Source organism: Rhodoferax sp. XS2R6 (assembly GCF_056521365.1).
In genome coordinates this window covers 845,281-862,851 of record NZ_JBWMAY010000001.1, presented here as the reverse complement: position 1 = coordinate 862,851, position 17,571 = coordinate 845,281, and the positions used below count along the sequence as shown (strand labels likewise).

The 17,571-nt window shown below is 64.0% G+C and carries 16 protein-coding genes and 5 tRNA genes; 15 read left to right on the top strand and 6 right to left on the bottom strand.

The features are described from left to right. Positions 1-39: 39 nt before the first annotated feature. A complete protein-coding gene (locus tag AC097A_RS04105) occupies positions 40-399 on the bottom strand; it encodes an ArsC family reductase (protein WP_479619860.1) in 360 nt (119 codons plus the stop codon). 248 nt (positions 400-647) lie between these two features. Between AC097A_RS04105 and folC the strand changes: the two genes are divergently transcribed. The 12 genes from folC to AC097A_RS04045 all read left to right on the top strand — a co-directional run bounded on the left by folC (position 648) and on the right by AC097A_RS04045 (position 8,943). Further along, positions 648-1,988 carry a bifunctional tetrahydrofolate synthase/dihydrofolate synthase gene (gene folC / locus AC097A_RS04100; protein WP_479619859.1) on the top strand — a complete coding sequence of 447 codons (1,341 nt, stop codon included), beginning with the start codon at positions 648-650 and terminating at the stop codon, positions 1,986-1,988. 15 nt (positions 1,989-2,003) lie between these two features. Beyond that, complete coding sequence (locus AC097A_RS04095; protein ID WP_479619858.1) at positions 2,004-2,819, top strand: SPOR domain-containing protein; 816 nt, start codon at positions 2,004-2,006, stop codon at positions 2,817-2,819. Between the two features lie 13 nt (positions 2,820-2,832). Further along, positions 2,833-3,318 (top strand): CvpA family protein, encoded by a 486-nt coding sequence (locus AC097A_RS04090; protein WP_479619857.1) that lies wholly within the window; start codon positions 2,833-2,835, stop codon positions 3,316-3,318. A gap of 12 nt (positions 3,319-3,330) precedes the next feature. Next, entirely contained in the window at positions 3,331-4,833 is a 1,503-nt protein-coding gene (gene purF / locus AC097A_RS04085) for an amidophosphoribosyltransferase (protein WP_479619856.1), read from the top strand. Between the two features lie 3 nt (positions 4,834-4,836). Beyond that, positions 4,837-6,048 (top strand): O-succinylhomoserine sulfhydrylase, encoded by a 1,212-nt coding sequence (locus tag AC097A_RS04080; RefSeq protein WP_479619855.1) that lies wholly within the window; start codon positions 4,837-4,839, stop codon positions 6,046-6,048. A gap of 2 nt (positions 6,049-6,050) precedes the next feature. After that, positions 6,051-7,451, top strand: coding sequence for a glutamate--tRNA ligase (gltX, locus tag AC097A_RS04075; protein WP_479619854.1), 1,401 nt, complete (start codon positions 6,051-6,053; stop codon positions 7,449-7,451). A gap of 75 nt (positions 7,452-7,526) precedes the next feature. Beyond that, positions 7,527-7,602 (top strand) — tRNA-Ala (locus AC097A_RS04070). 32 nt (positions 7,603-7,634) lie between these two features. Then, positions 7,635-7,710 (top strand) — tRNA-Glu (locus AC097A_RS04065). A gap of 103 nt (positions 7,711-7,813) precedes the next feature. Further along, a tRNA-Asp gene (locus tag AC097A_RS04060) sits at positions 7,814-7,890 on the top strand. A 62-nt stretch (positions 7,891-7,952) separates the two neighbouring features. Then, positions 7,953-8,028 (top strand) — tRNA-Glu (locus AC097A_RS04055). Between the two features lie 103 nt (positions 8,029-8,131). Beyond that, a tRNA-Asp gene (locus AC097A_RS04050) sits at positions 8,132-8,208 on the top strand. 75 nt (positions 8,209-8,283) lie between these two features. Then, positions 8,284-8,943 carry a DUF1345 domain-containing protein gene (locus AC097A_RS04045; protein ID WP_479619853.1) on the top strand — a complete coding sequence of 220 codons (660 nt, stop codon included), beginning with the start codon at positions 8,284-8,286 and terminating at the stop codon, positions 8,941-8,943. Here the strand turns inward: AC097A_RS04045 and AC097A_RS04040 are convergent. Genes AC097A_RS04040 through AC097A_RS04030 form a run of 3 tightly spaced genes read right to left on the bottom strand, consistent with a single transcriptional unit; the run spans position 8,915 to position 11,896 of the window. Beyond that, positions 8,915-9,847, bottom strand: coding sequence for a DMT family transporter (locus tag AC097A_RS04040; RefSeq protein WP_479619852.1), 933 nt, complete (start codon positions 9,845-9,847; stop codon positions 8,915-8,917). The two genes, AC097A_RS04045 and AC097A_RS04040, sit on opposite strands and share 29 nt — an antisense overlap. Beyond that, complete coding sequence (locus AC097A_RS04035) at positions 9,844-10,338, bottom strand: methylated-DNA--[protein]-cysteine S-methyltransferase (protein WP_479619851.1); 495 nt, start codon at positions 10,336-10,338, stop codon at positions 9,844-9,846. Before AC097A_RS04035 ends, AC097A_RS04040 begins: the two co-directional genes overlap by 4 nt. A gap of 43 nt (positions 10,339-10,381) precedes the next feature. Continuing rightward, on the bottom strand, positions 10,382-11,896 hold the full coding sequence (locus AC097A_RS04030) for an Ada metal-binding domain-containing protein (RefSeq protein WP_479619850.1): 1,515 nt from the start codon (positions 11,894-11,896) through the stop codon (positions 10,382-10,384). 141 nt (positions 11,897-12,037) lie between these two features. Between AC097A_RS04030 and AC097A_RS04025 the strand changes: the two genes are divergently transcribed. From AC097A_RS04025 to AC097A_RS04015, 3 genes are read left to right on the top strand one after another with little or no spacing between them, the layout of a single operon-like run. After that, positions 12,038-13,414, top strand: coding sequence for a phosphomannomutase/phosphoglucomutase (locus AC097A_RS04025; RefSeq protein WP_479619849.1), 1,377 nt, complete (start codon positions 12,038-12,040; stop codon positions 13,412-13,414). Beyond that, a complete protein-coding gene (gene waaC, locus AC097A_RS04020) occupies positions 13,411-14,484 on the top strand; it encodes a lipopolysaccharide heptosyltransferase I (RefSeq protein WP_479619848.1) in 1,074 nt (357 codons plus the stop codon). Before AC097A_RS04025 ends, waaC begins: the two co-directional genes overlap by 4 nt. Beyond that, a complete protein-coding gene (locus AC097A_RS04015) occupies positions 14,484-15,800 on the top strand; it encodes a 3-deoxy-D-manno-octulosonic acid transferase (protein WP_479619847.1) in 1,317 nt (438 codons plus the stop codon). The genes waaC and AC097A_RS04015 overlap by 1 nt, the downstream gene beginning before the upstream one ends. 40 nt (positions 15,801-15,840) lie before the next feature. On the opposite strand, the gene AC097A_RS04010 is transcribed toward AC097A_RS04015, so the two are convergent. Then, the gene (locus tag AC097A_RS04010) at positions 15,841-17,175 is read right to left on the bottom strand and encodes a TolC family outer membrane protein (RefSeq protein WP_479619846.1); all 1,335 of its coding nucleotides are present in this window, start codon (positions 17,173-17,175) and stop codon (positions 15,841-15,843) included. Positions 17,176-17,229: 54 nt separating this feature from the next. Then, a complete protein-coding gene (locus AC097A_RS04005) occupies positions 17,230-17,571 on the bottom strand; it encodes a rhodanese-like domain-containing protein (protein WP_479619845.1) in 342 nt (113 codons plus the stop codon).

Genomic DNA, 17,571 nt, shown 5'->3' with positions numbered 1-17,571 from the left:
TGAGGGCCCGGTGCGGCTGGCACCGGGCAACCCGCGATTTTACGGGAGGCGGGCCTGGAAGCTCACGTCGCTAAAGCCAACGGTGACGGTGCCGTCGCCCCAGACGACCACGGGCCGCTTGATGACGCTGCTGTGTTCCTGCATCACGGCGATGGCCGACGGCGTGTCCACCACGCTGGCCTTGATGGCCTCGCCCAGCTTGCGCCAGGTGGGGCCGCGGCGGTTGATCAAGGTGTCCAGGCCCGCTGCCTTGATCCAGCCGGGCAGCAGATCGGTGGGAACGCCGTGCTTTTTGAAGTCGTGAAACTGGTAGTCCACACCGTGTTCGGTCAGCCAGTCGCGGGCTTTTTTGACGGTGTCGCAGTTGGGAATGCCGTAGAGGGTGGTCATGCTGCCCATTCTACTTTCTTGATGAAATAAGGCTCTAGCGCCCATGGTTATTGCGCAAGCAGCTATCAAAAGTGTAGTGATGAGGTGTTTCCCTGTCCCGCAGCAGGAACGGTGGCAGATCAGGCGGTGTGGGCGTTCTGCGTAGGTAAAGGAGGAGCGCGCAGCGCGGGGGACACGAAGCAGAACGCCCACACCGCCTGATCCGAAGCACACCCCCTGATCCAAAGGAAAACACAGCCCTGCGACAATCCAAGCCAATGCAAACACCGACAACGCTACAAGACTGGCTCGCCCACGGCGAGCGCCTGCACCCCAAGGGCATCAACGGCATCGAAATGGGTTTGGACCGCGTGCGCGCCGTCGCCCAGCGGCTGAATCTGAAGTTTGACTGCCCCGTCATCACGGTGGCCGGTACCAACGGCAAAGGTTCCACCTGCGCCATGCTCGAATCCATTTTGGGCCAGGCAGGTTACAAGACCGGCGTCTACACCTCGCCCCACCTGGTGCACTTTGAAGAGCGCATGCGTCTCAAGGGCGAAGCCGCAGGCGCTATCAAATTTGTAGCTGCTCTCGCAGAAGTGGAGCGGGCCAGAACTGGAAATGAAGGCCAACATGGCGCTGAAATTGCGCTTACCTACTTCGAATTCACCACCCTGGCCATCCTGCTGGCCCTGTCCCGCGAAGGGCTGGACGCCGTGATTCTGGAAGTTGGTCTGGGTGGCCGGCTGGACGCGGTCAACATCATCGACACCGACTGCGCCGTCATCACCAGCATCGACCTGGACCACATGGAACTGCTGGGCAACACCCGCGAAGCCATCGGGTTCGAGAAGGCCGGCATCATGCGCACCGGCCGCCCGGTCATCGTCAGCGACCCGGTGCCGCCCCAAAGCGTGCTGGACCGCGCGCTGGAAGTGGGCGCTGACCTGTGGCGCGTGGGCACCGATTTCAATGTGTCGGGCGACAAGCAGCAATGGGGCTGGGCCGGCCGCGGGCGGCGCTACAGCGGCCTGGCCTACCCGGCGCTGCGTGGGGCCAACCAGCTGGTCAACGCGTCTGGCGTGCTCGCGGCGCTGACCGCGCTGCGCGAGCAGTTGCCCGTCACGGCCCAGGCCGTACGCGTGGGCCTGGCGCTGGTGGAGCTGCCGGGGCGCTTCCAGATCATTCCGGGCCAGCCCACGCTGGTGCTGGACGTGGCGCACAACCCGCATTCGGTGGCCGCGCTGGCCGCCAACCTGGATGCGATGGGTTTTTACCCCACCACCCACGCCATTTTTGGCGCCATGGCCGACAAGGATCTGGCGCCCATGTTTGCCAAAGTGTCCCCGGTGATGGACCGCTGGTATTTCACCGATTTGCCCTCGCCCCGGGCCGCGTCGGGCGCCGACCTGCTGGCCCAATGGACGGCCCAAAACACGCGCAAAGACGCCTCCGCCCAGGCCTTTGCCGACCCCATGCAGGCCCTGCGCGCAGCCATCGCCGCGGCAGACCCCGCTGATAGAATCGTCGTCTTTGGATCCTTCTACACCGTGGGCGGTGTGCTGCAAGAGGGCACGCCCAAGCTGCACGCCAAACACTTCCAGCCCCAAGCCACCTGAACCGTCACCCCATCCATGGCCTTTTTCAAGTTTCGCAAAGGTGGCGACGAGCAGCCCACCCCACCCCCCAGTGCTTCTGAGAGCGTGGAAGTCATGCGCAAACGCGCGCGGCACCGCCTGATTGGCGCGGCCGTGCTGGTGTTGGTGGGGGTCATCGGCTTCCCGCTGTTGTTTGACAGCCAGCCACGGCCGATTGCGGTCGACATTCCCATCGAAATTCCCGACAAAGCCAAAGTGGCGCCTTTGGGTGCGCCGCAAGTGGCCACCAACCACGCTGCGCCCTCCCAGGTGAGCGGTGGTGCCATTGGCGGCGGCGCACCCGCGCCCGTGGCCTCTGCACCCACCAAACCCGAACCCAAGTCGGACGCGAAGCCCGCCCCCAAGGCCGAGGCCAAGCCCGAAACCATCATCACCGAGACCAAACCTGCGCCCAAGCCAGAGGCCAAACCCGCGGTCAAGGCCGAAGCCAAACCCGAGCCCAAACCGGTGGCTGCGACAGAGAAACATGCCGCCAAGCCCACCGAGGCCGTCAAGGCACAGGCCCTGCTGGACGGCAAACCCGCTGCAGACAAGCCGGCCGAGAAAAAGCCCGATGCGGGCGAGGCCCGTTATGTGGTCCAGGTCGGCGCCTATGTGGAAGCCGCCAAGCTGCGTGAAGCGCGCCAGAAGGTGGAGTCGCTGGGTTTCAAGACCTACACGCAGGTGGTAGGCGCCAAGGACGCACAACGCACCCGCGTGCGCATTGGCCCCTTTGCCAACAAGGCCGAGGCGCAAAAGGCCGCCGACAAGATCAAGAAGCTGAGCCTGCCCGCGGCCATCTTGGAACTCTAGGCGGAGCCCCCATATGCCCATCCTGGACTGGATTTTTCTGGCGGTGTTGCTGCTGTCCCTGGTGATTGGTGCATGGCGGGGGCTGGTGTTTGAGGTGTTGTCGGTGCTGAGCTGGGCCGTGGCCTTTGTGCTGGCGCAATGGTTTGCGCCCGATGCCGCGCAGTGGCTCCCGATGGGCAATGCCGCCGAACCTGTGCGTTATGCCGCCGGTTTTGTGCTTGTGTTTGTGGCCGCCATTTTTGCTGGCGGGCTGGTGGCGTTTTTGATCAAGAAGCTGGTGGCTGCGGTGGGTTTGCGCCCGGCAGACCGCCTGCTGGGGGCTGCGTTTGGCTTGGTGCGGGGTGTGTTGCTGCTGTTGGTGGTGACCGTGGTGGTGGGCATGACGCCCCTGCACACCGCCACCTGGTGGCAAGAGGCCACTGGCCCGCGCATCACCAGCACCGCGCTGGCAGGGCTCAAGCCCCTGCTGCCCGAAGAATTTGGCAAGTATTTACCTTGAGAGTGAACCCCTATGTGTGGAATCGTTGGCGTTGTTAGCAATGCACCTGTCAACCAGCTGATTTATGACGCCTTGCTGCTGCTGCAGCACCGCGGCCAGGACGCAGCCGGCATCGTGACCCAGCAAGAGCGCAAGTTCTTCATGCACAAGGCCAAGGGCATGGTGAAGGACGTCTTCCGCACCCGCAATATGCGCAGCTTGCTGGGCAACTGCGGCCTGGGCCAGGTGCGCTACCCCACCGCGGGCAATGCCTTCAGCGAAGAAGAGGCGCAGCCCTTCTACGTGAACGCGCCTTTTGGCATCGTGCTGGTGCACAACGGCAACCTGACCAACGCCCATGCGCTGAAGGCCGAGCTGTTCAACACCGACCACCGCCACATCAACACCGAGAGCGACTCCGAAGTGCTGCTCAACGTGCTGGCGCACGAGATCGAAAAAACCACACGTGGCCTGCCGCTGCAGCCCATGGACATCTTTGCCGCGGTGCGCAATGTGCACAAGCGCGTCAAGGGTTCTTATGCGGTGATTGCGCTCATCGCCGGCCACGGCGTGTTGGCCTTCCGCGACCCCTTTGGCATTCGCCCCCTCTGCATGGGTAAAAACGGCGACGGTAATGTGATGCTGGCCAGCGAGTCGGTGACTCTGGAAGGCAGCAGTTTCCAGTTCGACCGCAATGTGGACCCCGGTGAGGCCGTGTTTGTCGATCTGCAAGGCAATGTGCATGCCCAGCAGTGCGCCGAAGCGCCCCAGCTCTCGCCCTGTATTTTTGAGTTTGTCTACCTGGCCCGCCCGGACTCGGTCATGGATGGCATCTCGGTCTATCAGGCCCGTTTGAACCTGGGAGAGACCTTGGCCAAGCGCGTGATCTCCACCGTGCCGCCTAACGAGATTGATGTGGTCATCCCCATCCCCGAATCCAGCCGCCCCAGTGCTGCGCAGTTAGCCCAATTGCTGGGCCTGCCGTACCGCGAAGGGTTTGTGAAGAACCGCTATGTGGGCCGCACCTTCATCATGCCGGGCCAGGGTGTGCGCAAAAAATCGGTGCGCCAAAAGCTCAACGTGATTGCCAGCGAATTCAAGGGCCGCAACGTGCTGCTGGTGGACGACTCCATCGTGCGCGGCACCACCAGCAAGGAAATTGTGCAAATGGCGCGTGACGCCGGGGCCCGCAAGGTCTACCTGGCCAGCGCCGCGCCGCCTGTACGTTTTCCCAATGTCTACGGCATCGATATGCCCACCAGCAGCGAGCTGGTGGCACACAACCGCACCGTGGAGCAAATTCGCGAAATCATTGGCTGCGACGCCCTGATTTACCAGGACGTGGACGGCATGAAGAAAGCCATCGGTTCGCTGAGCACCAAGCTGGCCGGCTTTGACGCCTCTTGTTTTGATGGTGTGTACGTCACCGGCGATATCTCGTCCGATGACATCGAACGCCTGAACGAAAAACGGGTGGGCGGTGAAGAGAGCCAGGAAGACACCTCGCGCCTGGCCCTGCCCAACCACGCGGACTGAGCCATGGCAGCACAACAGTTACCCGACGGTCTGCACCTGGACACCCTGGCCGTGCGCACGGCCCTGGAGCGCAGCCAGTACGGCGAAAACTCCGAAGCCCTGTACCTCACCAGTGGTTATGTGCAGTCCAGCGCCGCCTCCAGCGCTGCGCGTTTTGCCATGGAAGAAGAGGGCTTTACCTACTCGCGCGTGGGCAACCCCACGGTCAGCAGCATGGAAATGCGCCTGGCTGCGCTGGAAGGCACCGAGGCCGCTGTCGCCACGTCGTCTGGCATGTCCGCCATCCTGCTGCTGGGCATGGCCGTCCTCAAGGCGGGTGACCATGTGATTTGCTCGCAGTCGGTGTTCGGCTCGGTGATTCCCATGTTCAGCCGCGAATTTGCGAAGTTCGGCGTGGAGACCACCTTTGTGTCGCAAACCGATGTGGCAGCGTGGAAAGCCGCCGTGCGCCCCACCACCAAACTGCTGTTTGCCGAAACGCCCACCAACCCGCTGACCGAGGTCTGCGACATCCAGGCCTTGGCCGACATTGCGCACAACGCGGGCGCCTTCCTGGCCGTGGACAACTGCTTTGCTACACCGGTGCTGCAGCGCCCCGTGCGCATGGGTGCGGACTTCATCATCCACTCCGGCACCAAGTTTCTGGATGGCCAGGGTCGTGTCATGGCCGGTGCCATCTGCTGCACACAAAAGCAGCGTGATGAACTCTTCTTGCCCGTCATCCGCACCGCCGGCATGGTGCTTGCGCCCTTCAACGCCTGGGTGTTGCTCAAGGGCATGGAAACCCTGGCGCTGCGCGTCAAGGCGCAGTCCGAAGCGACGCTGGCGGTTGCCAAGTGGTTGGAAGCCCAGCCACAGGTGGCACGCGTTTTTTACCCCGGCTTGCCCAGCCATGCCCAGCACGAACTGGCCATGCGCCAGCAATCAGGCTTTGGTGGCGCGGTGTTGTCGTTTGAAGTGAAGGCACCCGATGTGGACGCCGCACGCAAAAACGCCTTTCATGTGTTGGACAGCATGCAAGTGCTCTCGCTGTGCACCAACCTGGGCGACACCAAAACATTGGCCGCGCATCCTGCCAGCACCTCGCATGGCCGCCTGTCTGAGGCGCAGCGCCAGCTGGCTGGCATTGGCCAAGGCTTGATCCGCGTGGCCGTGGGCTTGGAACATCTTGATGACATCACCACCGACTTGGCGCGTGGTCTGAACACCCTTTGAACATGAGCAACATTCGTACGCGCATCGCGCCTTCTCCCACCGGCTTTCTGCACCTGGGTACCGCGCGCACCGCGCTGTATTCGTGGGCCTATGCCCGCCACTTCGGTGGCGAGTTTGTGCTGCGCATCGAAGACACCGATGTGGCACGATCCACACAAGACTCGGTCGACCAGATCCTGGCGTCCATGCAATGGTTGGGCCTGGAGTACAACGAAGGCCCGGTCTACCAGATGCAACGGCTGGATCGCTACAAGGCGGTGGTGGACCAACTGATTGCCGAGGGCAAGGCCTACTACTGCTACAGCACCCCCGAAGAGCTGGACGCCGTGCGCGAGGCCAAGAAGGCGCGTGGCGAGAAGGCGCTGTACGACGGCACCTGGCGCCCGGCACCCGGCAAAACCTTGCCGCCTGTGCCCGAAGGCGTGAAGCCCGTGGTGCGCTTCTGCAATCCGCCCGATGGTGACGTGACCTGGAACGACCTGGTCAAAGGCCCCATCACCATCAGCAACCGCGAGATCGATGACCTCATCATCGTGCGCACCGATGGCATTCCCACCTACAACTTTGCCGTGGTGGTGGACGACTGGGACATGCAGATCAGCCACGTGTTCCGCGGCGATGAGCACATCAACAACACGCCCTGGCAGATCAACATCTTCCACGCACTGGGCGCGGTGTTGCCGCAGTTTGGCCATTGCCCGGTCATCCTGGGTGATGACGGACAAAAGCTGTCCAAGCGCCGCGGCGCGGTTAGCGTCACGGCCTACGAAGAGGGCGGCTACCTGCCCGAAGCCATGCTGAACTACCTGGCCCGCCTGGGCTGGAGCCATGGCGACGAAGAGCTGTTCACGCGCGAGCAACTGGTGAGCTGGTTCGACGGCACCCACCTGAACAAGAGCCCTGCGCAATGGGACCCGGCCAAGCTGCTGTGGGTCAACGCGCAGTACATCAAGCAGGCCGACAACACCCGTCTGGCTACGCTGGTGGCTGCACAACTGGTGAAGCAGGGCGTTACCTTGTCGGAAGAAGTGGTCGCCTCCCACTTGCCTCTGGTGTGCGGCTTGCTCAAAGACCGCTGCGACACCACTGTGGCCTTGGCCACCTGGGCTGCCAAGTTCTACAGCGATGTGGCAGTGGATGCGGCCGAGAAGGCGCAACATGTGACCGACGCCGTGTTGCCTGCCATTGCCCTGTTGAAAGACAAGCTGACAAGCTGCACCTGGGACAAGGCCAGCATTGCCGCCGCCATCAAGGAAGTGCTCGCTGCCAATGGCCTGAAGATGCCGCAACTGGCCATGCCCGTGCGTGTGTTGGTCATGGGCACGGCGCAGACCCCGTCGCTCGATGCGGTGCTGGAATTGAGCGGAAGAGAAAAAGTTATCGCCAGACTTGCCATGGGCTGAAAAACTTGTATATAATTTGAGGCTCGGAAGTTGAATGCAAAGTTGGTTGAACCCAATGCTGTGTTCAAGGAAATTGGGGGTATAGCTCAGCTGGGAGAGCGCTTGCATGGCATGCAAGAGGTCAGCGGTTCGATCCCGCTTACCTCCACCAATTCTTCTGAAACGGACAAGTTCCAAGGTTTTGACCCTATCGTCTAGAGGCCTAGGACATCACCCTTTCACGGTGAGTACCGGGGTTCGAATCCCCGTAGGGTCGCCAAGTTTTACCGCAAGGTGAACGGCAACAAGTTGGTAACAGCTTTCGCAAGAAAGCGACTTGGCTCGAAAGTTGAAAGACTGCGAGCAAACGGTTACCGCTACCAGGAGTGGTAGTTCAGTTGGTTAGAATACCGGCCTGTCACGCCGGGGGTCGCGGGTTCGAGTCCCGTCCACTCCGCCAAATTCAAAAAGCCGTTGACGATTCAACGGCTTTTTTGTTGAAGAAAATGCGTCTCAGGTTTTGACCCTATCGTCTAGAGGCCTAGGACATCACCCTTTCACGGTGAGTACCGGGGTTCGAATCCCCGTAGGGTCGCCAAGTTTTACCGCAAGGTGAACGGCAACAAGTTGGTAACAGCTTTCGCAAGAAAGCGACTTGGCTCGAAAGTTGAAAGACAACGAGCAAACGGTTACCGCTACCAGGAGTGGTAGTTCAGTTGGTTAGAATACCGGCCTGTCACGCCGGGGGTCGCGGGTTCGAGTCCCGTCCACTCCGCCAATTCAAAAAGCCGCTGCATACATATGCAGCGGCTTTTTATTTGGTTGCGCCACACGATGTGGCCACAATCGCCCCATGCACAAACATTTTTCCGAAACCACGGGCCACCAGCGCTTGGTCTATGGTGCGATCGCGGGCGCGGTGACCGCAGTGTTGCCTTTGCCAGTGGCGACGCCCTCACAAGCCTTGTTGGCCTGGACGGTGGGGGCCAGTACCTACCTGGTTTTGTCGTGGTGGCTGGCGGTGGCGTTTGATGCCAAACGTACACGGGCCCGGGCCCAGGCGCAGGACCAGCCGGGCATGACCTTGTTTGTGTTGCTGCTGCTCTCGGTGTTTGCCAGTTTTACGGCCATTGCGCTGATGCTGCAGCACGTCAAAGACCTCTCCGGAACGGAGCGCGCGGCTCATCTCGCCTTGAGCCTGTTGGCGCTGGCTGCGTCGTGGTTGCTGATGCAAACCATCTTTGCCTTCCGTTATGCCAATGTGTACTACCAGGAAGAGCTGCGTGGGCAGCCTCATGGTGCGGGCTTGGATTTCCCGGGCAAGCTGCCGCCCGACTACTTTGACTTTTTGTATTACGCCCACGTGGTGGGCATGACCTCGCAGGTGTCGGACGTGGTGGTCACTTCGCGCCAGATGCGTCGGCTCACGCTGCTGCACAGCGTGACGGCCTTTGGCTTCAACATGCTGGTGCTGGCCCTGTCCATCAACGTGATGGCGGGCGCGATCCAATAAGTCCGCTGGACAGGGCGGTGCCCAGCAAGATGATGGGGCCACAGACCAGCATCCAGGGGGTGACGGTTTCGCCCAGCAGCAGCACGCCGTAGGCCACGCCAAACACGGGGATGGCGTAGGTCACGGTCAGCGCCTTGGCTGGGCCGCGCCGGTCAATCAGGCGGAAGAAGATCACGTAAGCAATGCCGGTGCACAGGACACCCAGTGCCAACAGGGCCAGCCAGGCTGTGGTGCTGGTTGAATGTGCGGGCCAGTACCAGATCGTGAAGGGCAGCAGGCCCAGCGTGGCACCGACCTGGCTGCCTGTAGCCAGCACCATGGAGGGCACGCCGGGGAGAAAGCGACGTGTGAAGCTGGCGGATAGGCCATAGAAAAAACACGCCACCAGACAGGCCAGCACGGCCCAGCCGGTGGAGCCACCGCCGGCGCCGGGCGTGAAGCTGGACTTGCTCCAGGCCAGCAAGGCCACCCCGAAAAAACCGACCAACAAGCCCAGCACACGCAGTCCGTGGGGCCTGTCTTTGAGCCAGACCCATGCTACGACGGCGCCAAACAGCGGCACCGTGGCGTTGAGGATGGACGACAGCCCGGTGGAGATGGTCAGCAGCGCAAACGACAGACAGGCAAAGGGAATGGCCGAATTGAGGATGCCTACCGTGAACACCAGTTTCCAGTGTTGGCGCAGCCCGGCTACTTGTCCCCGGTACCAAAGGATGGGCAACAAGAAGGCGGCTGCAATGCCTACACGCATGCCGGCGGTGGGCAGCGCACCAAACTCCTTGGCGCCCATGCGCATGAACAAAAAGGACGAGCCCCAGATGGCGGCGAGCAGGACAAAGTCCAGCACCCAGGGGCTTGCGTGTGCGGCGGTAGAGGCAGGCGTGGCAGAAGACGAAGAGGTCACACAGGGCTTTCTAGTTGGAGCAGGGCGATTTTGCGGTCCAGACCTCCGGCATATCCCGTGAGCGCTCCGTTGGCGCCCAGCACGCGGTGGCAGGGCACGATGACACTGATGGGGTTGCGCCCGACGGCGGCGCCGACGGCGCGCACGGCTGCGGGATTCTGGATTTGCTGGCTGATATGGCCGTAGCTTACCGTGCTGCCTGGGGCGATAGTTTGCAACTGGGCCCACACCGCTTGTTGGAATGCGGTGCCGCCCGACAGGTCCAGTGACAGGTCGAAGTGGTGGCGCTGGCCAGCAAAGTATTCCATCAGTTGCTGGCCAGCGGCGCGCAGCAGCGGATGTTTTGCCTGCACGGGCCAGGCGTCAAAAGCCGGTTGGTGCTGTTGCCCGTCAAACCAGGCACCGACCAGGGCCGTGTCGGTGGCGGCCAGCGTCATGGGGCCCAGCGGCGTGGTGAGGGATGTGCGGACAGTATGGGGTGAGAATTTCATAAAAATAGGCCTCCAGCCCTTATGGAATATGCGCAAGCAGCTATCAATTTAAGAGTGACCAGGCGCGTACGGTGGCGTAGCTGCGCCACGGACGCCAGGCCTGCGAGGCCTGTTCGGCGGCCACGGCCGGGCGCGCGTGTTCGCGCACACCCAAGGCCTTGTGCAGCGCTACATCGCCAGCCGGAAATGCATCGGGCCAGCGCAGCGCGCGCATGGCTATGTAGTGCGCCGTCCACGCGCCAATGCCGGGCAGGGCCTGCAGCGCTACCAGCGTGGCCGGCACATCGGCGCTGGCGTTGAGCGCCAGTTGCCCGTCGGCCACGGCGGCAGCCAGCGCGCGGATGGCCTGCTGGCGCTGGCGCACGATGCCGAGCTGGCCCAGGTCGTCGTCGCTGGCATGGCGCAGCTGGGTCGCGCTGGGGAACAGATGGGTAAGGCCGGCAATGGGCGTGGCCAGCGGTGTGCCAAAACGCTGCACCAGCCGTGCGCCGAGGGTACGCGCGGCCTGCACGGTGATCTGCTGGCCCAGCACGGCGCGCACCGCCAGCTCAAAACCATCCACGGTGCCCGGCACGCGCAGGCCCGCACCGTCGGGAAACGCGCCTTGCAGCACGGCGTGGATGGCGTGTGGATCGGCATCCAGGTCCAGCAGGCTGCGCACGCGCGCCATCACCAGTGGCAGCGCGGTGGCCAGCGATTCGCTCACGGTGATCTGCACCTCGCTGCGTGCGGGCTGCAGCTGCAGTTGCACCCAACCCTGCAGAGGCTGGCCGGCCCAGTCCACTGTCAGCGTACGGGCCAGGCGCAGTTGGGCCATGTCTACCACCTCCACCCCGGCCAAGCTGCGTTGGGCAAAAAACTGCAGCAGGGCAGCCTCGTCCAGCGGCGGGCGGTAGGCGGCTTTCAGCTGCAAGCCGGTGCTATGTCCAGTACTCTTGCCTGCGGCACTGCGCAGCGCGCGCGGCTGCAGGCGGTACTGCGCCACAAACACGGTGTTGAAGCGCCGCACGCTGGCAAAGCCGCTCAGGGCCGCGACCTGGGCGATGGGCAGCTGGGTATCGGTCAGCAGCTGTTTGGCGGTCAGCAGGCGCCGCGTCTGCAGGTACTGCAGGGGCGAGACGCCCCACAGTGCTTCAAAAATGCGGCGCAGGTGGCGCTCGCTCACCCCCAGGCGCTCGGCCACCTGGCCCATGCTGGGTGCGCCATCGCTCCACAGCTGCGGGGCGTCGAGCAGCTGTGCCGCTTGGCGCGCCAGGATGGCGGAGGCATCCTGGGTGGACCAGGCCTGCGCACCCAGTGCCTGCAAGCCCGAGGGCGCCAGCTCGGGGCGGCAGCGCATGCAGGGTCGGAAGCCGGCCGCCTCGGCCTGCGAGGCCAGCGCAAAGAAACGGCAGTTCTCTTGTTTGGGCGTGCGCACCTTGCAGACCGGGCGGCAGTAAATGCCGGTGCTGGTCACGCCGGTGAAGAAGCGCCCGTCAAAGCGCGCATCGCGGGCCTTGAGGGCCAGGTACTGGCCCGCATCGGCAACGGTGGGGGCGGTGAGCGAAGGCGTGTGCATGGCGCTGATGATACGGAGCCAGGCCCGCGCCATGCGCCGTTTTCGGACATGTGGCTGCGGCCCAATAAGCGGGGTGCGCCGCCTACAATGTGCCGCCACAGGCCCGGGCATTTGCGCAGGGCTGCAATAAGGATTTTTTTAGTGCAGTTGGCACCCCGTATTTTCAAAGCCTATGACATCCGCGGCGTGGTGCCCCAAACCCTGACCGAAGACATTGCGCGCGGTCTGGGCCGGGCCTTTGGCACGGTGGCCATGGCCCAGGGCGAAACCACGGTGGCGGTCGGGCGTGATGGGCGTCTGAGCGGCCCCATGCTCATGGCTGCCCTCATGCAAGGGCTGCAGGACGCTGGCGTGGCGGTGATCGACGTGGGCATGGTCACCACGCCCATGCTGTATTTCGCGGCGCACACGCTGTGCACCAGCGGCATCGAGGTGACTGGCAGCCACAACCCGCGCGACGACAACGGTTTCAAGATGGTGCTGTCCGGGCAGGCGATGTATGGCGATGCCATACAGGCTTTGCGTGCCTGCATGGAACAAGAGACCTGGGTGCTGCAGCCAGGTGGTTCGTACCGCCGCGTGGACCTGCTGGCCGACTACACCGCGCGCATCGCGGGGGATATCCGATTGGCGCGCCCAATCAAGGTGGTGGTGGACAGTGGCAACGGTGTGGCCGGAGCCTCGGCGCCGGGTGTGCTGCGCGCCATTGGCTGCGAGGTGCAGGAGCTGTTCAGCACCGTGGATGGCAATTTCCCTAACCACCACCCCGACCCCAGCCAACCCGAGAACTTGCGTGACCTCATTGCTGCCCTGCAGGCGGGTGATGCCGAGCTGGGCCTGGCCTTTGATGGCGACGGTGACCGGCTGGGCGTGGTCACGCGCGATGGAGCCACCATTTACGCCGACCGCCAGATGATGCTGTTCGCACGTGATGCGCTGTCGCGCACGCCCGGCGGCACCGTGGTGTTTGATGTGAAGTGTTCGCAGCAACTCGCCCCGGTGATCGCTGCCGCGGGTGGCACGCCGCTTATGTGGAAGACCGGCCACTCGCTGATCAAGGCCAAGATGCGGGAAGTGAACGCGCTGTTGGGTGGCGAGATGACCGGCCATATCTTCTTCCAGGAGCGTTGGTACGGTTTTGACGACGGCACCTACGCCGCCGCCCGCCTGCTCGAAATCTTGAGCCGTTCGCCCGATGCGAGCGCGCAGCTGCACGCCCTGCCCACCAGCTTTGCCACGCCCGAACTGCATGTGGCGTGTGAAGAGGCGCATGCGGTGGTGGCGCAGCTGGTGACCGACGCGCAGTTCGACGCGCCGGCGGAAGTGCATACGGTAGACGGCCTGCGTGTGGACTGGCCCGATGGTTTTGGTCTGGTGCGCGCCTCCAACACCAACCCGGTGCTGGTGCTGCGTTTTGAAGGGCATACCGAGGCCGCACTGCAACGTATCCAGACTGACATGCTGGCCCTACTGCGCACCGTGGTGCCAGATGCTCAACTGCGCAAGGCCACCCATTGAAAGCCGCGACTATCCAACGCATCCTCATCGTCAAGCTTTCGTCGCTGGGTGACGTGGTGCACGCCATGCCCGCGGTGCAGGACCTGCGCCGCGCCTACCCGCAAGCGCAGATGGACTGGGTGGTGGAGGGCGCGTTTGCGCCGCTGGTGGCGCGCTGCGAAGGCGTGGGCCAGGTGATCGCCTGCGACCTGCGGCGCTGGCGCAAAGCGCCGCTGGCCGCCACCACGCGCCGCGAATGGAAAGCCTTCAAAACGCAGTTGCAGGCCCAGGCCTACGATGCGGTCATCGACCTGCAGGGCCTGAGCAAATCTGCCCTCGTGTCTTGGTTGGCGCGCACTACGCCCACGGGCAAACGTTATGGCCTGGCCAACCAGACCGAGGGCTCGGGTTTTGAAGCACCGGCACGCTGGGTGGCCGATGTGGCCATCGAGATTGAACCCCATGTGCATGCCGTGCAGCGCTCACGTATTTTGTGTGCCGCCGCCCTGGGTTACGACCTGCAGGGCCCGGCCCTTGCGGGTCTGCGCGCTGGTGCACTGGCCGCCGCCGCGCCCGTGCAAAACGCAGCCGGTGGCAACCCGTTCGCGCCCAAAAAGCCCGTGGTGGCACTGGTGCATGGCACGTCGCGGGCCGACAAGGAATGGCCGCAGGCCGCCTGGGTGGCACTGGGCCAGCGCCTCAACCATGCTGGTTTCTCCGTCGCACTGGCGCATGGCAATGCGGCCGAGAAAACCACCAGCGAGGCGATTGCCAAACAGCTGCAGGACGCCTGGGTCTGGCCCGCCATGGCGCTGGACGCCATGACCGACACGCTGGCCCAGTGCGCCGGTGTGGTGGGCGTGGACAGCGGTGTGAGCCACATTGCCGTGGCGCTGGACCTGCCGCATGTGCAGCTCTACAACTTTGACACCGCCTGGCGCACCGGTCCTGAGGTGTTGGCCGGCACCGACGCGGCCACCGCACCGCGCCTGCCGCTGCGCCAGTGCAGCGTGTTTGGCCAACCCCAGCCCACGGTGGACGCCGTGTGGTCCGCGTGGGAAAGCCTGGCCACTCCGGTGTTGTGCCGATGATGAGCGCCTTGTATTCGCTGGCCGTCTGGCTGGCCCAGCCGCTGGTGCGCCGCAAGCTGCGCCGCCGCGCGGTGGCAGAACCCCTGTATGGCGAACACCTGGGCGAGCGTTTTGGCCACTACATGCAGCCTGCACCTGCCGCAGGTGAGGGCCCTTTGGTTTGGCTGCATGCGGTCTCGCTGGGCGAAACACTGGCCGCGGCCACCTTGGTGACGGCCCTGCGCGCGCAGTGGCCCGGCATGCGCCTGCTGCTCACGCATGGCACGGCCACCGGCCGCGCGGCCGGTGCGCGCCTGCTGCAGCCCGGGGATGTGCAGGTCTGGCAACCCTGGGACACGCTGGACGCGGTGCGCCGCTTCCTGGCCCACTTTCGCCCGCAGATCGGACTGTTGATGGAAACCGAACTCTGGCCCAATCTGGTGGCCGAGAGTGCGCGTGCGGGCGTGCCGCTGTGCCTGGTGAATGCGCGCTTGAGCGAGAAAAGCCTGCGCCAGGCCAAGCGCCTGGCCTGGCTGGCACGCCCCACCTACCGTGGCCTGCATGCGGCGTGGGCGCAAAGCGAGGCCGATGCCTTGCGTCTGCGCCAATTGGGCGCCCCGGTGCGCGGCGTGATGGGCAATTTCAAATTCGACATGGCACCCAACGCTACCCAACTGGCCCAGGGCCACGCCTGGCGTGGTGCAAGCGCCCGCTCGGTGCTGCTGTTTGCCAGTGCGCGCGAAGGCGAAGAAGCTATGCTGGTCGAGGTTTTGAAGCAAAATAGGCCTCTAGACCCCGTAGATAGTGCGCAAGCAGCTCCTGAAACCATAGCAAATGCGGTGCAGTGGCTGGTGGTACCACGCCACCCCCAGCGTTTTGATGAGGTCGCGGCGCTGTTCACAACGGCTGGCTACACGGTGGCGCGCCGCAGCCAGTGGGGCGCTGGCGGCCCGGTGGCGGCTGATGTGTGGCTGGGTGATTCGCTGGGCGAGATGGCGCTGTACTTTGGCCTGGCCCACGCCGCCCTGCTGGGGGGGAGTTTTGCGCCTTTGGGCGGGCAAAACCTGATCGAGGCCGCCGCCTGTGGCGTGCCCGTGTTTATGGGGCCGCACACCTACAACTTTGCCGAGGCTGCGCAGCTGGCCGCGCAAGCCGGGGCGGCATTCGAGTGTGCCGATCTGGCCGACGCAGTGCAGCGTGCGATGGCAATGCTGCAACACCCCGCCGCCCTGGCCCAGGCGCAGCAGGCGGCATTGAACCTGGGCGCCGCCCACCGTGGTGCCGCGCAGCGCACCGCCCAGGCGCTAGCCGCGGTGCTGGCAGAAAAAAGGCCCTGACCTCTTGCGGTTCAGGGCCTGGGCGATCCTGGGGGAGGGATCAGTTCGCCAATTGGCCGTTGATGGGGTTCAGGTCGTCGGCCACCAGCGAACCATTGGCCTGCTTGAGCTTCAAGCCACCCAGCAACACGTCATAACGCGCCTTGGCCAGCTTGGCCTTGGTGTCAAACAACTGGCTCTGGCTGTTGAGCACATCGATGTTGATGCGCACGCCCACCTGGTAACCCAGCTTGTTGGCGTCCAGCGCGCTTTGGCTCGACGCCTCAGCCGCTTCCAGCGCCTTGACCTGGCCCTGGCCGGACAACACACCAAAGAAGGCGGTGCGGGTGCCCTGCGCCACGGTACGTTTGGTGGCTTCCAGGTCGGTGCGGGCCTTGTCTTCCAGGGCCAGCGTTTCCTTGATGCGGTTCTGCGTGGCGAAGCCGGCAAACAGCGGCAGATTGAAGGACAGGCCCACGGTGGCTACATTGACTCGGCTGTCGGCGGTGGCGGTTGAAGTACCGTTGTTGTTAACTGCCGAATAGCTGCCCGTCAGGTCCAGCGTGGGCTTGTGGCCGGCTTCGGCTTTGGCGGTTTCCAGTTTGGCCACTTCCAGCGCAATCTCTTGCTGCTGGATGCCAGGGTGGCGAGTGGCAGACTGTTGCACCCAGACTTCGGCATCACCGGGCTCCAGCGGCGCCAGCACCACCGGGGCCGCCAAAGGTTTGGGCGTGGCATCACTCTTACCCACCAACTGGTTCAGGGCAATGGTTTTCACGCGCAGGTCGTTCTCGGCGGCCAGCTCTTGCGCCACCACCAGGTCAAAACGAGCCTGGGCCTCGCGGCTGTCGGTGATGGTGGAGGTGCCCACCTCGAAGTTGCGCTTGGCCGAGGCCAGCTGCTCCGCCACCGCGGTCTTCTGGCTCTTCACAAAGGCCAGGCTGTCGGTCGAGGCCAGCACATCAAAGTAGGCCTGGCTTACCCGCACGATCAGGTCCTGCTCGGCGGCCTGCAGCTGGGCCTGGGCCAGGGCGATCTGTTTGTTGCCCTGCTCGTAGCTGGCCCAGTTGGCCGGGCGGTACAAAGGCTGGGAGGCGCTGATGGTGGCGGTTTGGGAACCATATGAACGCTCAGCCGAGGGCAGCACTTCCTGGTTGGAGCGGCTCGCACCCAGCGCAAAGTTGGCCGTGGGCAGGATGGCCGCCCGTGCCTGGGCCGACTTGGCCAGCGTGGCGTCGAACTGGCTCTTGGCCGACTGGTAGCTGGCGTCAAAGCCGCGTGCGGCGCTGTACAGGTCCAGCAGGCTCTGGGCCTGGGCCAGGGGGGCGAAGGTGGCAGCGGCCAGCAGGGCCAGGGGCAGCAGTTTGAGGCGCATGGGATTTCGTAGACGTGACATGGAGGAGGGCTTTCTGGGGCTCGGAAGGAATGGGGTCGTACGGATGCGGAGCAATCAATAACGCGCAATGCCGGGGTTGCGCTCGATTGACCAGGCGTCGATGCCGCCGGCAATATTGGCAATCTGCGTGAAGCCGCGGCTTTGCAAAAACATCGCTACCTGCATGCTGCGCGCACCGTGGTGGCACAAACAGGCAATCGGGCGTGTGGCATCCAGCTCGGCCAGGCGCACGGGAATCGTCCCCATGGGAATGGCCAGCACCTCCACACCGTCTTCCTCAACCCGCGCCAGCGCCAGCTCGTGCGGCTCGCGCACATCCAGCACCAGGGGCTGGAGAGCGGAGGCAAGTGACTGGAACCAAGGTTCCAGTTGGCTGGGGCGGATTTGGTCGATCAT